This is a genomic window from Streptomyces sp. NBC_00237, from assembly GCF_026342435.1.
GTDB lineage: Bacteria > Actinomycetota > Actinomycetes > Streptomycetales > Streptomycetaceae > Streptomyces.
Genome location: NZ_JAPEMT010000002.1, coordinates 1,985,906 through 2,000,758, shown reverse-complemented (window position 1 = coordinate 2,000,758; position 14,853 = coordinate 1,985,906). Strand labels below are relative to the sequence as shown.

Annotated in this window: 14 protein-coding genes and 1 pseudogene; 4 read left to right on the top strand and 11 right to left on the bottom strand. The window is 71.3% G+C overall.

The genetic code is table 11. The annotated features are described in order from the left end of the window. Nucleotides 1–246: 246 nt before the first annotated feature. Nucleotides 247–1,356 (top strand): ferritin-like domain-containing protein, encoded by a 1,110-nt coding sequence (locus OG897_RS22605; RefSeq protein WP_266659011.1) that lies wholly within the window; start codon nucleotides 247–249, stop codon nucleotides 1,354–1,356. 39 nt (nucleotides 1,357–1,395) lie between these two features. Here OG897_RS22605 and OG897_RS22600 read toward each other — a convergent pair. After that, nucleotides 1,396–1,623, bottom strand: a pseudogene (locus OG897_RS22600) (transposase); the annotation flags it as partial. 68 nt (nucleotides 1,624–1,691) lie between these two features. Further along, complete coding sequence (locus tag OG897_RS22595; protein ID WP_266659010.1) at nucleotides 1,692–2,546, bottom strand: class I SAM-dependent methyltransferase; 855 nt, start codon at nucleotides 2,544–2,546, stop codon at nucleotides 1,692–1,694. A gap of 63 nt (nucleotides 2,547–2,609) precedes the next feature. On the opposite strand from OG897_RS22595, the gene OG897_RS22590 reads away from it, so the two are divergent. Further along, nucleotides 2,610–3,254 (top strand): TetR/AcrR family transcriptional regulator, encoded by a 645-nt coding sequence (locus OG897_RS22590; protein ID WP_266659009.1) that lies wholly within the window; start codon nucleotides 2,610–2,612, stop codon nucleotides 3,252–3,254. 210 nt (nucleotides 3,255–3,464) lie between these two features. Here OG897_RS22590 and OG897_RS22585 read toward each other — a convergent pair whose 3' ends face one another. Further along, entirely contained in the window at nucleotides 3,465–4,310 is an 846-nt protein-coding gene (locus tag OG897_RS22585; RefSeq protein WP_266659008.1) for an alpha/beta fold hydrolase, read from the bottom strand. A gap of 120 nt (nucleotides 4,311–4,430) precedes the next feature. Here OG897_RS22585 and OG897_RS22580 point away from each other — a divergent pair, with 120 nt between their 5' ends. Next, entirely contained in the window at nucleotides 4,431–5,357 is a 927-nt protein-coding gene (locus tag OG897_RS22580) for an ADP-ribosylglycohydrolase family protein (protein WP_266659007.1), read from the top strand. A gap of 219 nt (nucleotides 5,358–5,576) precedes the next feature. Here the strand turns inward: OG897_RS22580 and OG897_RS22575 are convergent, their stop codons facing one another. The 8 genes from OG897_RS22575 to OG897_RS22540 form a co-directional block, all read right to left on the bottom strand. Then, complete coding sequence (locus OG897_RS22575) at nucleotides 5,577–6,617, bottom strand: amidase (protein WP_266659006.1); 1,041 nt, start codon at nucleotides 6,615–6,617, stop codon at nucleotides 5,577–5,579. 141 nt (nucleotides 6,618–6,758) lie between these two features. Further along, complete coding sequence (locus OG897_RS22570; RefSeq protein WP_266659005.1) at nucleotides 6,759–8,213, bottom strand: penicillin-binding transpeptidase domain-containing protein; 1,455 nt, start codon at nucleotides 8,211–8,213, stop codon at nucleotides 6,759–6,761. After that, nucleotides 8,210–9,679 carry an FtsW/RodA/SpoVE family cell cycle protein gene (locus tag OG897_RS22565; protein WP_266659004.1) on the bottom strand — a complete coding sequence of 490 codons (1,470 nt, stop codon included), beginning with the start codon at nucleotides 9,677–9,679 and terminating at the stop codon, nucleotides 8,210–8,212. The genes OG897_RS22570 and OG897_RS22565 overlap by 4 nt, the downstream gene beginning before the upstream one ends. Nucleotides 9,680–9,774: 95 nt before the next feature. Further along, on the bottom strand, nucleotides 9,775–10,146 hold the full coding sequence (locus OG897_RS22560; protein ID WP_266659003.1) for an SH3 domain-containing protein: 372 nt from the start codon (nucleotides 10,144–10,146) through the stop codon (nucleotides 9,775–9,777). 97 nt (nucleotides 10,147–10,243) lie between these two features. Beyond that, nucleotides 10,244–11,536: a HAMP domain-containing sensor histidine kinase gene (locus OG897_RS22555; protein WP_266659002.1), complete on the bottom strand. Its 1,293-nt coding sequence runs from the start codon at nucleotides 11,534–11,536 to the stop codon at nucleotides 10,244–10,246. Beyond that, the gene (locus OG897_RS22550) at nucleotides 11,533–12,495 is read right to left on the bottom strand and encodes a hypothetical protein (protein ID WP_266659001.1); all 963 of its coding nucleotides are present in this window, start codon (nucleotides 12,493–12,495) and stop codon (nucleotides 11,533–11,535) included. The genes OG897_RS22555 and OG897_RS22550 overlap by 4 nt, the downstream gene beginning before the upstream one ends. A gap of 22 nt (nucleotides 12,496–12,517) precedes the next feature. After that, nucleotides 12,518–13,174 carry a class F sortase gene (locus OG897_RS22545; RefSeq protein WP_266659000.1) on the bottom strand — a complete coding sequence of 219 codons (657 nt, stop codon included), beginning with the start codon at nucleotides 13,172–13,174 and terminating at the stop codon, nucleotides 12,518–12,520. Nucleotides 13,175–13,270: 96 nt separating this feature from the next. Continuing rightward, complete coding sequence (locus OG897_RS22540) at nucleotides 13,271–13,576, bottom strand: zinc-ribbon domain-containing protein (RefSeq protein WP_266658999.1); 306 nt, start codon at nucleotides 13,574–13,576, stop codon at nucleotides 13,271–13,273. 353 nt (nucleotides 13,577–13,929) lie between these two features. Here OG897_RS22540 and OG897_RS22535 point away from each other — a divergent pair, with 353 nt between their 5' ends. Next, complete coding sequence (locus tag OG897_RS22535; protein ID WP_266658998.1) at nucleotides 13,930–14,715, top strand: nuclease-related domain-containing protein; 786 nt, start codon at nucleotides 13,930–13,932, stop codon at nucleotides 14,713–14,715. Nucleotides 14,716–14,853: the final 138 nt, after the last annotated feature.

Below are 14,853 nucleotides of genomic sequence, written 5' to 3'. Positions count from 1 at the left end.
ACCTCGTGGTTGGGGACCTGGGATACCCGGGTTACCGGGGGTCACCTCTTATGAGACTCCTTGTCAGCAAGGCCGTCAATCCCTCGCGCACCACTTGTTGGCCCGTACTGACGGGCTTGTCGGTGGGTCTGTCGACGGGCCTGTCGGCGGGTCTGTCGGCAGGCTTGTTGACCATGCGTCTACCCGCGTGTGAGCCTGCCAACTAAGCGATTGCACACCTCTGTTGGGTACGCGAAGGGGCCGTCAATGTCGACGCACGAGCTCTACACCAACCCCCCGTCCGAGCCGGTCTGGCAGGTGCCCGCCACCGGTCAGGCCCGCTTCTCGTGGGAGTACGACGAGGGCCGCGAACGCCTCCTCGCCCTCTACCAGAAGGGCAAGGACAAGCAGTGGGACGGCGCCACCCGCATCGACTGGTCCCTCGAAGTCGACCCGCAGGACCCCCTCGGCACCCCCGACGAGTCCATGAACCTCTACGGCACCCGCTACTGGGACCGCATGACCGACAAGGACAAGGGCGACCTGCGCCGCCACTACACGGCCTGGCAGTTCAGCCAGTTCCTGCACGGCGAACAGGGCGCCATGGTCTGCGCCGCCCGCATCGTCGAATCCGTCCCTGACCTGGACGCGAAGTTCTACTCCGCCACCCAGACCATGGACGAGGCCCGCCACGCCGAGATCTACTCCCGCTTCCTCCACGAGAAGATCGGCATGCTCTACCCCGTCAACGACAGCCTCCAGGGCCTGCTCGGCGACACCCTGCGCGACTCCCGCTGGGACATGCCCTACCTGGGCATGCAGGTCCTCATCGAGGGCCTGGCCCTCGCCGCGTTCGGCATGATCCGCGACACCACCAACAAGCCCCTCCCCAAGCAGATCCTCGCGTACGTCATGCAGGACGAGGCCCGCCACGTCGCGTTCGGCCGCATGGCCCTGCGCGACTACTACAAGCAGCTCTCCGACGCCGAACGCAAGGAGCGCGAGGAGTTCGTCATCGAGGGCTGCTACCTGATGCGCGACCGCCTGCGCGGAGTCGAGGTCCTCGAAAACTTCGGCATCCCCCGGCAGGAGGCGCACGAACTCAGCGAACAGTCGGAGTTCCTCCACCTCTTCCGCAAGCTCCTCTTCAGCCGCATCGTCCCGTGCGTCAAGGACATCGGCCTGTGGGGCGAACGCCTCCAGAAGGCGTACGTCGACATGGGCGTCTTCGACCTCGGCGACTCCAACCTCGACCTCCTGATGACCCAGGACGAGGAGATCGCCGAACAACTCGACCGCGAGCGCTTCGCGACGGAGGAGGCGGACCGGGTGGCGGAGGTCCGGAACGCCATCGCCGACGGGTCGGCCCCGGACTAGGTTCTGTTCTGAGGGCCGGGGCGGGGCGGGCGGAGCCGCCTTCGGCGCTCCTGCGGCGTACTCGTGGGCGCGCATCACGCTGGAGTCGACCGAGATGCCCCCGTCGGCCGACCACAGCGCGTGCCGCTTGTGGACGGTCTGCCACGGTCCGAAGCGTTCCGGCAGCTCACGCCCCTGCACCCCGGTGCCCAGCCGGTAGACGATCCCGTTGATCAGCTGTCGGTGGTCCCTCCACCGGCCGCACCGGTTGTTACCCGAAGGCAACAGCGTTTACAGCAGCACCGACTGACCGCCCGTCAGATCCCCACCCCGCTGATCTCGCCCGGAACGCCGGTTCACTCGACCGAAGGGCTGTGCTCCCGCGAAGCAGTGACGATCCAGACGGACCCGGGGATGCGGACACCGTCGGACGTCTCGAACTCCGCGAGCGCGTCCTGGACTTCGGCGCGGACACGGGAGATGGTCGCCGGGTCGACGTCGCGCAGGTTGTAGCGGGTCGGGCCCATGGCGAAGAGGAAGTCGGCGGCGTCGCCCGCGGTGGCGCCCAACGCCATGGGAGCCTCGGCGGGGACCACGTCGATGTCGGTGAACCCGGCGGTGGCGAGCACCTGGCGGATGCGCGCGGGGTCCAGGAGCGACCCCATACCCCTGGCGGCGGGGGATGCCTCGCGCAGGAACGGTGAGAGTGCGGCGGTCGCACGGGCGTAGGCGCTGTCCGGGCCCGAGGGCTGCGGGCCGAGGAACGCGAGTCGGCCCGACGGCGCGAGCGCGCGCCGCAGGTGAGTGAAGGCCGCGGCGTGGTCGGCGAAGAACATGACGCCGCCGCGGCTGAGGAGGACGTCGAACCCGTGGTCGGGAAGCGGATGCACCTGGGCGTCGCCCTGCTCGAAGGTGACGTTGCCGATGCCTTCCGCGGCGGCGTCGCGTCGGGCGCGTTCCAGCATGGGCGCGGACAGGTCGATTCCGACGACGTTCGCGTCGTACGCCTGCCGCGCGGCGATGCGTGTCGTCTGGCCGGTGCCGCAGCCGACGTCGAGGACCCGGTCGTCGGCCTTGATGTCCGCGGCGGCGAACAGGGGCTCGTTGAACGCGCCCATCATCGCGTCGTAGCGCTCGGAGTGTTCGGCCCAGTGGACGCCCTCCCAGTCGTTCCATGCCTCTGCCTGCTGACGGTTGGCGATGGCGTGCATGACTCACCCCTCCACTAATTAGAGTTGACCTCTAGAGGACAACTCTAGATATAGACTCCAGTCATGGCTGAGGTCAAGGGAAAACGGGGCGACAAAGCCCGGGAGACACGGCGGCGGATCATCGACGCGGCCGCCGGTCTCTTCGTCGAGCAGGGCTACGGGGCGACCAGGCTGCAGGAGATCGCCGACCGGGCGGACGTGGCAGTGCAGACGATCTACTTCGTCTTCCGGAACAAGCCCTCGCTGCTCAAGGAACTGGTCGATGTCGCCATCGCGGGAGACGACGATCCCGTGCCCACGATGGACCGGCCGTGGTTCACGGAGGTCACGACCGCGCCCACCGCCGAGTCCGCCCTGGCCGCACTGGTCACCGGCACCCGCAGGACACTCGAACGTGTCGCGGCCATCGACGAGATGGTCCGCGCCGCGGCAGCGACCAACCCGGAAATCCGGGAGTTGTGGCCAGACGAGACCAACCCGCGCTACACGGTGGTCTCGACAGCCGCGAAGGCCCTGACAGCGAAGCCCGGTGCCAGCCCCGCTGTGTCCGCCGGAGAGGCGGCGGACATCATCTACGCCTTGCTCAGTCCGGAGCTCTTCCTGGTCCTGACCCGCGACCGCGCGTGGCCGCCGGACAAGTGGGAGAGATGGGCGTACGACATCCTCTGCGCTCAGCTGATGGTCAAGGAGCAGAACCCGGCCCCCTGATGGTGGTCGGGGAGACGGAACCGAGGTGGCGCTGGCGGGGGCCGTGACCGGAGTGCGGGACTCCGAGGTGGCCTGAGGGCCGGAACTGGCCCTCCCCGCCCCGGCTTTCACCGCATTCCTCGGCGGCATCAAGGACGGATGCCTCAGCCCCCTGCGCGAGGGCTGCCCGGGGCCTGGGGCCCGGGGCCTGGGGCCCGGGGCCCCACCTCATCACCCGCCGACGAACCCCGCCACCAGCGCCGCGACCGCCTCAGGCTCCTCCAGCAGCATGGCGTGCGTGGTGTCGACCCCGGCCACGGTGACGGTGTCCGGCCGGTCGGCCCGCAGCGAGGCGAGGTCACTGCTCAGCCCCTCCCCGTACTCGCCGAGAAACGCGTCGAACCACTCCATCCCGGGCGGACTCGCGGGCTGAGCCCGTTCACCCCGTACGAGCAGGAGCGGACACGCGGCCTCGCGAAAGGCGGCGAAGAGGTCGAACGCGTCCATCGCCGCGTACATCGCGAGGGCGGTGTCCCGCTCGGGCAGGGTCTGCCACCGCCCGTCGGGCAGCTCGCGCACGGCGGCGCGTGCGGCGCGCTCGGCCCGCTCGCACGGAATCCCGAACTGCTCGGCGTACGCGGCCTGTTGCTCGACGAACCCGGCAGGCATGACACCTCCCGCCGCCGCGTACATCACCTCCCGAACCCGAGCCCCGGCCTCGTACCGCTCGGGCGCACCCCACCAGAAACCGTCGAGATCGACAGCGGCGGGAGTGCCGGGCCTGGTCGCCGCGAGGTACGCGGCGACCAGGCCGCCGAGGGAGTGTCCGACGGGGACGGCGTCGTGGGCGGTCAGGATGCCGTCCAGCGCTCGGGCGGCCCCCTCGAACGACCAGCGATCCGCCGGTGCCGCCGACCGCCCGTGCCCCGGAAGATCGACCGCGAGGACGCGGTGGCGGGGGAGGAGATGCGGAACGACGGCGTCCCAGTCGGCGTGCGAACGGCCCGCGCCGTGCAGCAGGAGGAGGGCGGGACCTGCACCGCCGTGGTCGCGGAGGTGGAGGGGTGTGGTGTTCATGCCCTCAACGCTAGGACGGAGAAAGGGAGTTCAAGATCATCCCGCCGGACGACGGAATCAGCCCGATTTCCGGCCCATAATGGATGTACCCCCTTTCACATCCCGGGCACGATGCTGTCCATGAACACACCCGGCTCCGCCCCCGTCCCGTCCGCGCCCGCCGAGAACCGCCGCGCCGCCCGCCGCAGCCTCGAAGCGCTGGCCCTGGGCGACGCCTTCGGAGAGCGCTGGTTCCCGCTCTTCCGCTTCCGGGAGGGCCTGGTCCCGGACAATACGTACGAGGACGTACGGGCGAGGCGGCTGCCCGAGGGCCCCGTCTGGCACTGGACCGACGACACGGCGATGGCCCTCGCCCTGCATCGCGTCCTCACCGAACACGGCCACGTCGACCAGGACCGCCTGGCGGCGTGCTTCGCGCTGACCTTCGACGCGGACCGGGGGCGGGGCTACGGCCACGGCATGCACGTGCTCCTCCCCGAACTCCTCGCCCACCCGGCCGACTGGCGCACCCTCGCGCCCACGCTCTTCGACGGCGGGAGCCTGGGGAACGGTGCGGCGATGCGGGTGGCACCGCTGGGTGCCTGGTTCGCGTACGACCTGGAACTGGCGGCATCCCAGGCCGAGTTGTCGGCCCGCGTCACTCACGCGCACCCGCAGGGCGTGGCGGGGGCGGTGGCGGTCGCCGTCGCGGCGGCGCTGTCGGTACGGGGAGAGCTGACGGTCGCGGAGGTGGCGGACCGGACCCCGGCGGGGGAGGTGCGGGAGGGGTTGCTCAAGGCCGCCTCGCTCCCCGTCGAGACCGAGCCCTGGAAGGCCGCCGACCTCCTCGGCAACGGCCAGCGCATCCGGGCCGACGACACGGTCCCCTTCGCGGTGTGGACGGCGGCCCGCCACCCCGACTCGCTGGAGGACGCGCTGTGGGCGACGGCGGAGGGCTTCGGCGACGTCGACACGACCTGCGCGATCACGGGCGGGATCGTGGGGGCACGGGTGGGAGTGGAGGACATGCCGGGGGAGTGGCTGGAGAGGAGGGAGGCACTGGGGTGAGGGCGTGGCCCGTCAGTGCCGGATCGCCGATCACTCGGAGGAAGGGCGATCCGGCAATCACTCTGAGTGTGTTTCCCGTTTCGGCGAGACTCTGCCGCGTGGAAGCAAACATGAGCGCCGCACGCGAGTACGGGCTGGACGAGAGCCACGAGTGGGCTCGTCCGCCTGTCGGCGGTCAACCGGCACCGCTGACGCCCGCCGGGCGGGGCCGGGAATTCCTCAGCTCCGCCCGTCGGCCCTCGCCGCCACCCCCACCAACACCGCCTCCGCCCCGAAGCCCGCGACGAGCTGCAACCCCACCGGACACCCGTCCGCCGTGAACCCCGCCGGAATGCTCACCGCCGGATGCCCGCTCACGTTGAACGCCCACGTCAGCGCCGTCGAAAAGCGGCCCCCCGGCCCCTCGTGCCCATGCGGCGAGAAGGGGGTGACCGGGGTCGCCAACACCGTTGCCCCATCGAAGAGTTCACTCAGCTGCGCCGCGTTCCACTCCGCTACCGCCCCCGGCCGCGCTCCGCCCCGCATCGCGAACCACTCCTCCTTGGGGTCCCGCAGGGCAAAGCCCGCCGCCTCCTCCAGCCCGTCCGGCCCGAACAACCGCTCCGCCGCCCGCCGCGCCACCCCCACCACCTCCGCATCCAGCTCCGGCCCCGCCGCGACCCCCAGGTCCGCCGACCACACCGCCCGCGTCGGCAGCGATGCCCGGGGAGCCGCCTCGTACCCCTCCACCGCACACCCCAAGTACGCCTCCAGCTCCGCCGCCGACCGCCCCAGCACCCCCGCCGTCGCCAGCCCCGTACGATCCGGCGACGGCAAGAGCCCCCGCGTCGTGCGCAGCCCGAACACCCCGCACCAGGCCGCCGGGATCCGCACCGACCCCGCCCCGTCGCTTCCGGTGGCCAGCGGCACCATCCCCGCCGCGACCGCCACCGCCGAACCGGCCGACGACCCGCCCGGAGTGAGATCGGGCCGGTACGGATTGAGGGTCCGCCCCTTCGCGCCCAGGCCCCAGGTCTGCCAGTACGTCCCCGGACCCGGCACGGACGTCGACCCGACCGGCACCGCCCCCGCCGCGATCAGCTTCCGTGCCGCGTAAGAACGCAGCCCCGCCCGCCCCTTCACCGCGAACGGCATTCCGTACAAAGGGAGTTCACGGCCCTCCACCGAGGGCGCGGCGTCCTCCCACACCTCCAGGAACGCACACAGCCGAGGATCGCCCTCCGCGATCCGCGCCAAAGACTCCTCGACACCCCACGTCATGCCGATCAGTCTCCCAGCCCCTCTCGGCATCCGCCGAGCCCCCCGGGGGGGGCTCCTCGCTCCGGGCCCACCCCGGAGCCGCCCGCCCAGCACTGGTGCCGCCGCACCCGTGCAACGGAGCCGCACCCCGGCACCCCCCACCTACCGCAACACCGCCTCCATCACCGCCCGCGCGATCGGCGCCGCCAGCCCCCCGCCCGTGATGTCCCCCCGCCGCGCCGCCGCGTCCTCCACGACCACGGCCACCGCCACACTCGGCGTCACCACCCCCTCCTTCTGCGCCCAGGAGATGAACCAGGCATACGGCACACCGGAGTTGCCCACCCCGTGCTGCGCCGTTCCCGTCTTGCCGCCCACCGTCACACCCGGGATCGCCGCGTTCCCGCCCGTCCCGTTCTCCACGACGTCGACCATCATCTTCTGCAACTGCATCGCCGTCGCCGGATTCATCGCCTGCTGGTAGGACCGCGTGGCGGTCTGCGTCACCAGACCCCCCGCCCTCGTCGTCGTACTGTCCACCAGATGCGGCCTGTTGAGATCGCCCCCGTTGGCCACCGCGGCGGCAACCATCGCCATCTGCAAGGGAGTTGCCCGCGTGTCGAACTGCCCGATCGACGACAGCGCCAACTGGTCGTCACTCATGCTCTTGTCGAAGTTGCTCGCCGAGACCGGCGAAGGGATGCGCATCCCCTTGTCGTTGAAACCGAACCTCCCCGCCGTGTCCAGCATCGACGCCAGCCCCGTCTTCACCCCCAGGTTCGCCATCACCGTGTTGCACGACACCCGGATCGCGTACGCCAGCGAGGCGTGCTCGCAGCCGCTGGCCTCGTTCGGCAGGGAGGTGCTCGTGCCGGGCAGGACGTACGGATCCGGGGTGTCGGTCGGCGCGTCCACGTCGACCACCACCCCGGCGTCCAGCGCCGCCGCAGCCGTCACGATCTTGAAGGTGGAGCCGGGCGGGTACGTCTGCCGGATCGCCCGGTTCAGCATCGGCTGACTCGTCGTGGAGTTGAGCCGCGCCCAGGTGTCGGACACCGCCCGCCCCGTCCCCGACAGCAGTCCCGGATCGTACGAAGGGCTGCTGACCAGGGCGAGGATGCTCCCGGTCGACGGATCGATGGCGGCCACCGCGCCGCGCCGCCCGCCCAGGCCCTCGTACGCGGCCCGCTGGGCGTTGGCCCTGATCGTCGTGACCACGTTCCCGCCCGGCTGCTGCTTGCGGGTGAGCTCGGTCCAGAAGGGGAGCGGCGCGAGCATCGGATCGGTGCCGGAGAGCACGTCGTCCTCGGCGGCCTCGACGAAGGCGGTCCCGTACGTCTGCGAGGCGTAACCGGTGACCGGCGCGTACAACGGCCCCTGGCTGTAGGTCCGTTCCCAGCGGAGCTGCTCGCCGGTGTCCTTGGAGCCGGTGACGGGCTTGCCGTCGACCAGGATGTTTCCGCGCGCCTGGTCGTAACGGACGATGTTCTTGCGGCGGTTGGCGGGATTGTCGTCGAGCGAGTCGGCCTGGAAGACCTGGATGCGGGCGGCGTTGAGGAGCAGCGCGACCAGCAGCAGCAGGCAGCAGGCGGCAGCCCGGCGGATGTATCGGATCACGTCTGCTTCCTCTCCAGCTTCGTCCGTACGCCGTCCGGTTTCGTCCGTGCGCCATCGGGCTTCGTCCGTACGCCGTCGAGTTCGGCCAGCTCCACGAGGTCCTGCTCCAGCACCGCCGCGATCTGCCCCGTCTCGGCGGAGGCCGGGCGGGGACTGCGCGCCGAGTCGCTGACCCGGATCAGCAACGCCACGATGATCCAGTTGGTGACGACGGACGAACCCCCCTGGGCGAGGAACGGCATCGCCATGCCGGTCAGCGGGATCAGCCCCATCACCCCGCCCGCGATGACGAAGACCTGGAGCGCGACGATCGAGGCGAGCCCGATGGCGAGCAGACGGCCGAACGGGTCGCGCAGGGACAGGCCCGCCCGGTAACCCCGGGCGACCAGGAGCGCGTACAGCAGGAAGATCGCGGTCAGCCCGGTCAGGCCCAGTTCCTCGCCCGCCGTGGCGAGGATGAAGTCGGACTTCGCGGCGAAGCCGATGAGGATCGAGTGGCCGAGTCCGAGGCCCGTGCCGAGCATGCCTCCGGCGGCGAACGCGAAGAGGGACTGGGCCAGTTGGCCGGGTCCTTCGCCCGCCTCGATGGAGGCGAAGGGGTGCAGCCAGTCGGCGACCCGGCTGTGCACGTGCGGCTCGACGGAGCCCACCGCGTACGCGCCGACGGCCGCGAGCAGCAGGCCCACCGCGATCCAGCCGGTCCGGCCCGTGGCCACGTACAGCATGATCACGAAGAGCCCGAAGAAGAGCAGCGAGGTGCCGAGGTCCCGCTCCAGGACGAGGACGCCCACGCTGAGCAGCCAGATCGCGACGATGGGGCCCAGCACGCGGCCGGTCGGGAGCTGGAGGCGCTTGAAGAAGAAGGTGCGGCCGGTGTACGCGAGGGCGTTGCGGTTCGCGGCCAGGTAGGCGGCGAAGAAGACGGCCAGCAGGATCTTGGCGAACTCGCCCGGCTGGAAGGAGAATCCGCCGAAGCGGATCCAGATCTTCGCCCCGTTGATGGCGGGGAAGAAGATCGGCACCACCATCAGGACGAGCGCGGCGGCGCACGAGACGTACGCGTACCGGGACAGGACGCGGTGGTCGCGGAGCAGGACGACGACGGCGATGAACAGCCCGACGCCGAGCGTGGACCAGGTGAGCTGGGTGAACGCTGCCTGGTCCTTGGGGGTTTCCAGATCGAGGCGGTAGATGAGCACGAGCCCGATGCCGTTGAGGAGCACGGCGATCGGGAGGAGGAGCGGATCGGCGTACGGGGCCCGGAAGCGGACCGCGAAGTGGGCGAGGAGGGCGAGGACGCCGAGGCCCGCGCCGTACTTCAGCGCGTCGGGCGGCGCGGTGCCGGCCTTGCCGAGGCCCGTGGCGCAGTACCCGAGTACGGCGATCAGGACCGCGCCGACGAGGAGGCAGAGCTCGACGCCACGCCGCTTGGGGAGGCGGAGCTCGGGTGGGGGCGCGTCGGTCACTCCGGAAACGTAACAAGTGATTGTGCTTAATGTCCGTATATGTCATCGAGGGGGCGGGGGCGTCACCCTCGCCCCCTCGACGGCGGCGGTACGGGTCAGCACCAGCGCGGGGAGTGCCCGCCCTTCGGCACGATGTACTGGGCGGAGCCCCAGGCCCAGGTCCCGTCGGTGAGCAGGTACCAGTGGTCGTTGCCCTCGACGTGGTCGCCGGTGGTCTTGCAGAAGATGTGGACGGTCGCGCCGTACGGCTCAGTGCGGATGATGCGGCTGCTGCGAGTGGGCTTGTCGCGGAGCTTCAGTCCGGTTCTGGCGGTGACGCGGCCTTCGGTGTGCCGGGGGTGGGCGGCGGCGGGTGCTGCGGGCGCCGTGTCGGGTACGGCCTGCTCGGCGAGGGCCGGAGTGGCGGCGAGGGTGGCGGTCAGTGCGCCGGCGGCGACGCACAGGGCGAACTTCTTGGGGGTGAGCATGTTGCCTCCTAGGGAGGAGTGGCCGGGCCCCGTCGCGGGACGCAGCCCTCAACTCGCTTGCTTCACCCTAAAATCGACACTTATTGATCGCAAAGTGTCACTTTGTGTTGTCATGGGGCGTTTTGGGGATCTCCTCGCACCGGGGGAGTACGAGCCGCGCGACCGCCCCTCCGTCCGGTGTGTTCGTGAACGTCAACCGCGCCCCGATCACCTCCGCCTGACCCGCCGCGATGGTCAGCCCGAGCCCGTGCCCGCCCTTGGCCCCGCCCGCCTCCGTGCGGAATCGCTGCGGTCCGTGCTCCACCAGGTACGCCGGATAGCCGTCCCCGTGGTCACGTACGGTGATCACCCGGCCGTCGACGGTCAGCTCCACCGGGGCCCGGCCGTGCTTGTGCGCGTTGGCGACGAGATTGCCGAGGACCCGTTCCAGGCGTCGCCGGTCCGTCTCGACGCCCACGTCCCGTACGACTCTGACCTCGGTCGGGGCGGGGATCGCCCGCACCGCCCGCTCGGCCAGCGGACCCAGCCGGTGCAGGTCCAGCTCCACCTGCTCGCTGCCGGAGTCCAGTCGGGAGATCTCCAGCAGGTCCTCGGTCAGCCGCCGCATCGCGTCCACGCGCTCCTGCACCATCTCCGAGGGGCGGCCGGGCGGCAGCAGCCCGGCGGCGGCGGTCAGCCCGGTCAGCGGGGTGCGCAGCTCGTGGGCGACGTCGGCGGTGAAGCGCTGCTCGCTCAGCAGCTTGCCCTGGAGCGTCCCGGCCATGGTGTCGAGGGCGCCGGAGACGATGGCGACCTCGTCCTTGTGGCGGTCCGGGTCCTGGTTGCGGGGATCGTGCACGCGGGCGTCGAGGTCGCCCGCGCCGATCCGGCGGGCCACCCGGGCGGTCTGGTGCAGCCTGCGGGTGACCCGGGTGACGGCGAACGCCCCGACCAGCAGCGTCGCGCCGATGGCCAGCCCCGACGAGCCGACGATGGCCCGGTCGAGGCCGGTGATGGTGTCGACGCCCGACTGGTAGTCGAGTGCGACGGCCAGGGACCGCCGGTCGGCGGCGCGCGCCGCCCACATCCGGGGCCGCCCGGCGAGGTCGTTCGAGACGACGGTGCCCTGTTCGCCTTTGCGGTTGAGCCGCCGCAGGGAGTCCGGCAGCCCCGGCAGGTCGACGCCCGCGCCCGGCGGGAGCGGCTCGCCCGCCTCGTACGCCTCGGCGGCCCGGTCCAGCCGGTCGAGGGCCTTCTCGCGGGCCTGCTCGACGGTCTGATGGGTGACGGACACGTGCACGAGGGCGCCGAGGAAGGCGGCGAGGAGGCAGCACATCACGGTGAGGAAGGCGAGGGCCTTCCAGGTGAGCGAGGCGGTCCAGGCGGGAAACCGCAGCCGGGCGCGGCTCATGCGGGGGGTCCGGCGGGGGAGGGGGGCGTGGTCCCGTTCCCGCTCGTACGGGAGTCCGTGTGCTTGCCGGAGCCGGAGCCGGAGCCGGAACCGTTGCCGGAACCAGAACCGTCACCAGAACCGTTGCCCGATCCCGATCCGCTGCCTTTCCCGCTGTTCGGCCCGTTGCCGGGCCCTGTCCCCGGACCTGTGCCGGTACCCGTTCCCGGACCCGTGCGGTGCGGTCTCGGGCCCCCGAAGATGCGGACGATCTGGTCCTGCGTGGCGAGCATCGCGTGCTGGCGCGCGTCCCAGGTCCAGGCCGTGCGGTACTCGTACCCGGCGATTCCCGCGGGCGCCCGCAGCACCAGGTCGCGGCCCGCGAACGCGACGCTGGTCACCGCGTCCGAGGTGCCCATGATCCGGGTCAGCCCGCCCTTCTCGGCGAGGTAGGCGCGGATTGCCAGCTGGCCCCCCGGCATCTTGATGCCGACGATCAGCTCTTCCCGCCCGTCCCCGGTGAGGTCGCGGTAGTACGGCTGGAGCACCGGACACTGCTTCGGCCGCTCCGCGCACCGGCGCAGCTTGGCGACCGTCTCCGCGTACAGGCCGTCCGGTCCGCTGTACGTGTCCGGATGCGCGGCCACCTCGGCCCGTACGACCGCGATCGGGTCCACCTTGCGCACGTTGCCGTCCGGGACCCTGATGCCCTTCGCCGTCTCCGTCTCGACCGCCCCGAAGTCCTCGGCCGGAGCTGTGGCGGGCGGCAGCGTGGGCCACAGCCGTACGGGACCGACCGCCGTCGGGGCGGGCCCCGTGCTCTTCAGCTCGCCCGCCTGGGCGCACCCCGTGATGCCGCCGCAGACCGCGACCACCAGGACGGCGGCCGACACGAGGGACGACGGCGTGCGGGCACGGCCGGAGGGCACCGGTCGGCCGACCGGGCTCCGGCGGCCGTCGGGGCGGCGGCGGAGGAACAAGGGCTCCCCTCCCTGTCGGCCCCTACTTCACGAGGTCGGCGAAGAAGATGATGTTGTCAGAGCGGTGACCGTCCTTGATAGGGCCCCCGCAGGTAATGAGACGCAGTTCCGGACGATCGGTCTTCCCGTAGACCTTATTCGTAGGGAAGTCCTTTTTGTCCACTTGCTGAATCTCGCGGATCTTGAACGTGGCGGTGCTGCCATCCGCCCGCTTGACCTCGATGGAGTCATTGATCTTCATCTTGGCGACATTGCGCAGCAGGGCCGGTCCCTTAGCGGTGTCGTAGTGGGCCACCAGGATCGAGGGGCCCTTCTCGCCGGGGGTGACCGCGCCGGTGTACCAGCCCGGCTTCTCGGCGTCGTCGACCGACGGGACCTCCAGCTCCTGGTTCTTGTCCAGTCCGAGATCGAGCATGGTGTTGGTCCCCACGCCCGCCGAGGGGATGGTCAGGCCGGTCGGCCTGGACGCCTTGAGCGGCTTCGGGCCCTTCTCCGCGGGGGGCTGGCCTGCGGGCTGCGCGGCGACGTTCTTGACGTTCACGTCCGGCGCCAGGGCGGCGGACGCACCGCTTCCGCCGCAGCCGACGAGGCCACCGCCGAGGGCCACGGCGAGAGCGGACGCGGCCACGAGCCCGGCCGTGCGGGGCTGCTGCTTGCTGGGCTTGGTCGTCGTACTCATATGATGAATCCTAAATGTCCGCTATTGCGGAGATTCATCATTGCCGTAACAGTCACCCGACGAGGGGCATCACCCCAGCTCAGAGCCCCTTTCCCGCTACTGGTACGGATTCTGCTGCGGTATCCCACCCGCACCCTGCTGATATCCCTGCCCCTGGCCGCCGCCCATGCCGCCCTGGGCCTGGAGCCGCTCCGCCTCGTCGCTCTCCACTCGCCGCTCGGCCCCGCAGAAGGTGCACTGCGTGACGTACTTCGAGGACACCGGGAACAGCGGCACGAAGAACAGGGTGAACTTCGTGACCCGTTTGCGCAGTGCGTGCGCCGCCGGGTTGCCGCAGTGCCCGCACAGCAGCATCAGCATCGCCAGCTGGTACACGTACCCCTTGGTACCAAAGATGATCATCGTCGCCCCCGATTCACCGCGCCCGGAACCCGCGAACCGGCCGCCGCCCTGCCAGGCCGTCCCCGGCCTCGCTCTCGTACCCCTTCCAACGCCCGGGACGGCCCGGCGGTTCCCGCCCCTCCCGGCGGAAGCGGCCGGGGGTGGCGGGGGGCGGCGAGGGGGAGATCGGATGCCGGACGGCACGGGGGAGTGGCGCGGGGGGTGACGCGCAGAGCGATACCCAGGGCGACGCGGGGAGTGACACCCGGGGCGGCGCGGGGGTGGTGCGGAGAGTCGGCCAACTCCGTTCCTCACGCGCATAGTTGTTGCCCCGGAGGCCCACCTGCTGTTCCCATGGCAGGGGGTGATGCACGATGAAGCCACTGCGAGTCACACCGGCCTACGGCCACGACGGCGCCCGCCTCTACGTCACGCTCGCCACCGGTCGCACCCTCGCCTGGTACGACCGGGACACCGGCCGGGTGAGCCTGCTCGCCGAGGGCCGTCGCGAGGAGGTGCTGACCGCCCTCGCCCCGTACGTCACGGGACCGCTCACGGTCGGCCCGCCCCCGGTCCCCACCTCCGCCGACCTCGCACGGCTCGCCCTCCACCCGGACGACGACCTGGCCCCCAACCGGCCGGGCGAGACGCTCTACGGGACCCAGGCGGAAGCTTCCGCCCTCCGCCGCTTCCGCCCCGACCCGCGACGCGAGTCGCTCGCCGCGCTCCAGTTGATCGGCGACGAACTGGACGGCCTGGAAGGCATCGGCTGGCGCATCCTCCACTGCGTCCCGCTACCGGGCGGAACCCACCTCGACCACCTCCTCATCGGCCCCGCCGGGATCCTGACCGTCCACACGGTCCCGTCCCGCAACCGCCGCTTCCGCCTGGACGCGCCCGCCACCGCCCCCCACCTGCGCCGAGCCGCGCACGACGCGGAACGGGCGGCCCTGGCCCTGGCCGCGGCGGTCCGCCCCTGCCTGGCCGTCGTCGGCGCCACCCGCGTCGACGCCGCCGCACCCCCCGTGGACGACATCCACCTCCTCCGCGACGGCTCAGCGGCCACGACCCTCGCCCACCTGGGCGGCATCCTCAAACCCGCCGACATCGAGTCCCTCTACACCACCGCCCGCAACCGCCACACCTGGCTCCACCCCTAGCGGGGCCCAGAGTTTAGGGACGCGAGGCTGTATCGATCTGCGACTCCGCCGCGCGGGCGCGCCCCGCCACGACGCACCCGCACGCAACGGGACGAGCCGCGCGGCCAGCGCTTGAGGGAAGGGGCGGGGAGGGGAGAA

Coding starts and splice junctions, on each gene's coding strand:
- OG897_RS22605 (WP_266659011.1), top strand. CDS start 247: ATGTCGACGCACGAGCTCTACACCAACCCCCCGTCCGAGCCGGTCTGG.
- OG897_RS22590 (WP_266659009.1), top strand. CDS start 2,610: ATGGCTGAGGTCAAGGGAAAACGGGGCGACAAAGCCCGGGAGACACGG.
- OG897_RS22595 (WP_266659010.1), bottom strand. CDS start 2,546: ATGCACGCCATCGCCAACCGTCAGCAGGCAGAGGCATGGAACGACTGG.
- OG897_RS22560 (WP_266659003.1), bottom strand. CDS start 10,146: ATGCTCACCCCCAAGAAGTTCGCCCTGTGCGTCGCCGCCGGCGCACTG.
- OG897_RS22555 (WP_266659002.1), bottom strand. CDS start 11,536: ATGAGCCGCGCCCGGCTGCGGTTTCCCGCCTGGACCGCCTCGCTCACC.
- OG897_RS22575 (WP_266659006.1), bottom strand. CDS start 6,617: ATGACGTGGGGTGTCGAGGAGTCTTTGGCGCGGATCGCGGAGGGCGAT.
- OG897_RS22535 (WP_266658998.1), top strand. CDS start 13,930: ATGAAGCCACTGCGAGTCACACCGGCCTACGGCCACGACGGCGCCCGC.
- OG897_RS22585 (WP_266659008.1), bottom strand. CDS start 4,310: ATGAACACCACACCCCTCCACCTCCGCGACCACGGCGGTGCAGGTCCC.
- OG897_RS22540 (WP_266658999.1), bottom strand. CDS start 13,576: ATGATCATCTTTGGTACCAAGGGGTACGTGTACCAGCTGGCGATGCTG.
- OG897_RS22580 (WP_266659007.1), top strand. CDS start 4,431: ATGAACACACCCGGCTCCGCCCCCGTCCCGTCCGCGCCCGCCGAGAAC.
- OG897_RS22545 (WP_266659000.1), bottom strand. CDS start 13,174: ATGAGTACGACGACCAAGCCCAGCAAGCAGCAGCCCCGCACGGCCGGG.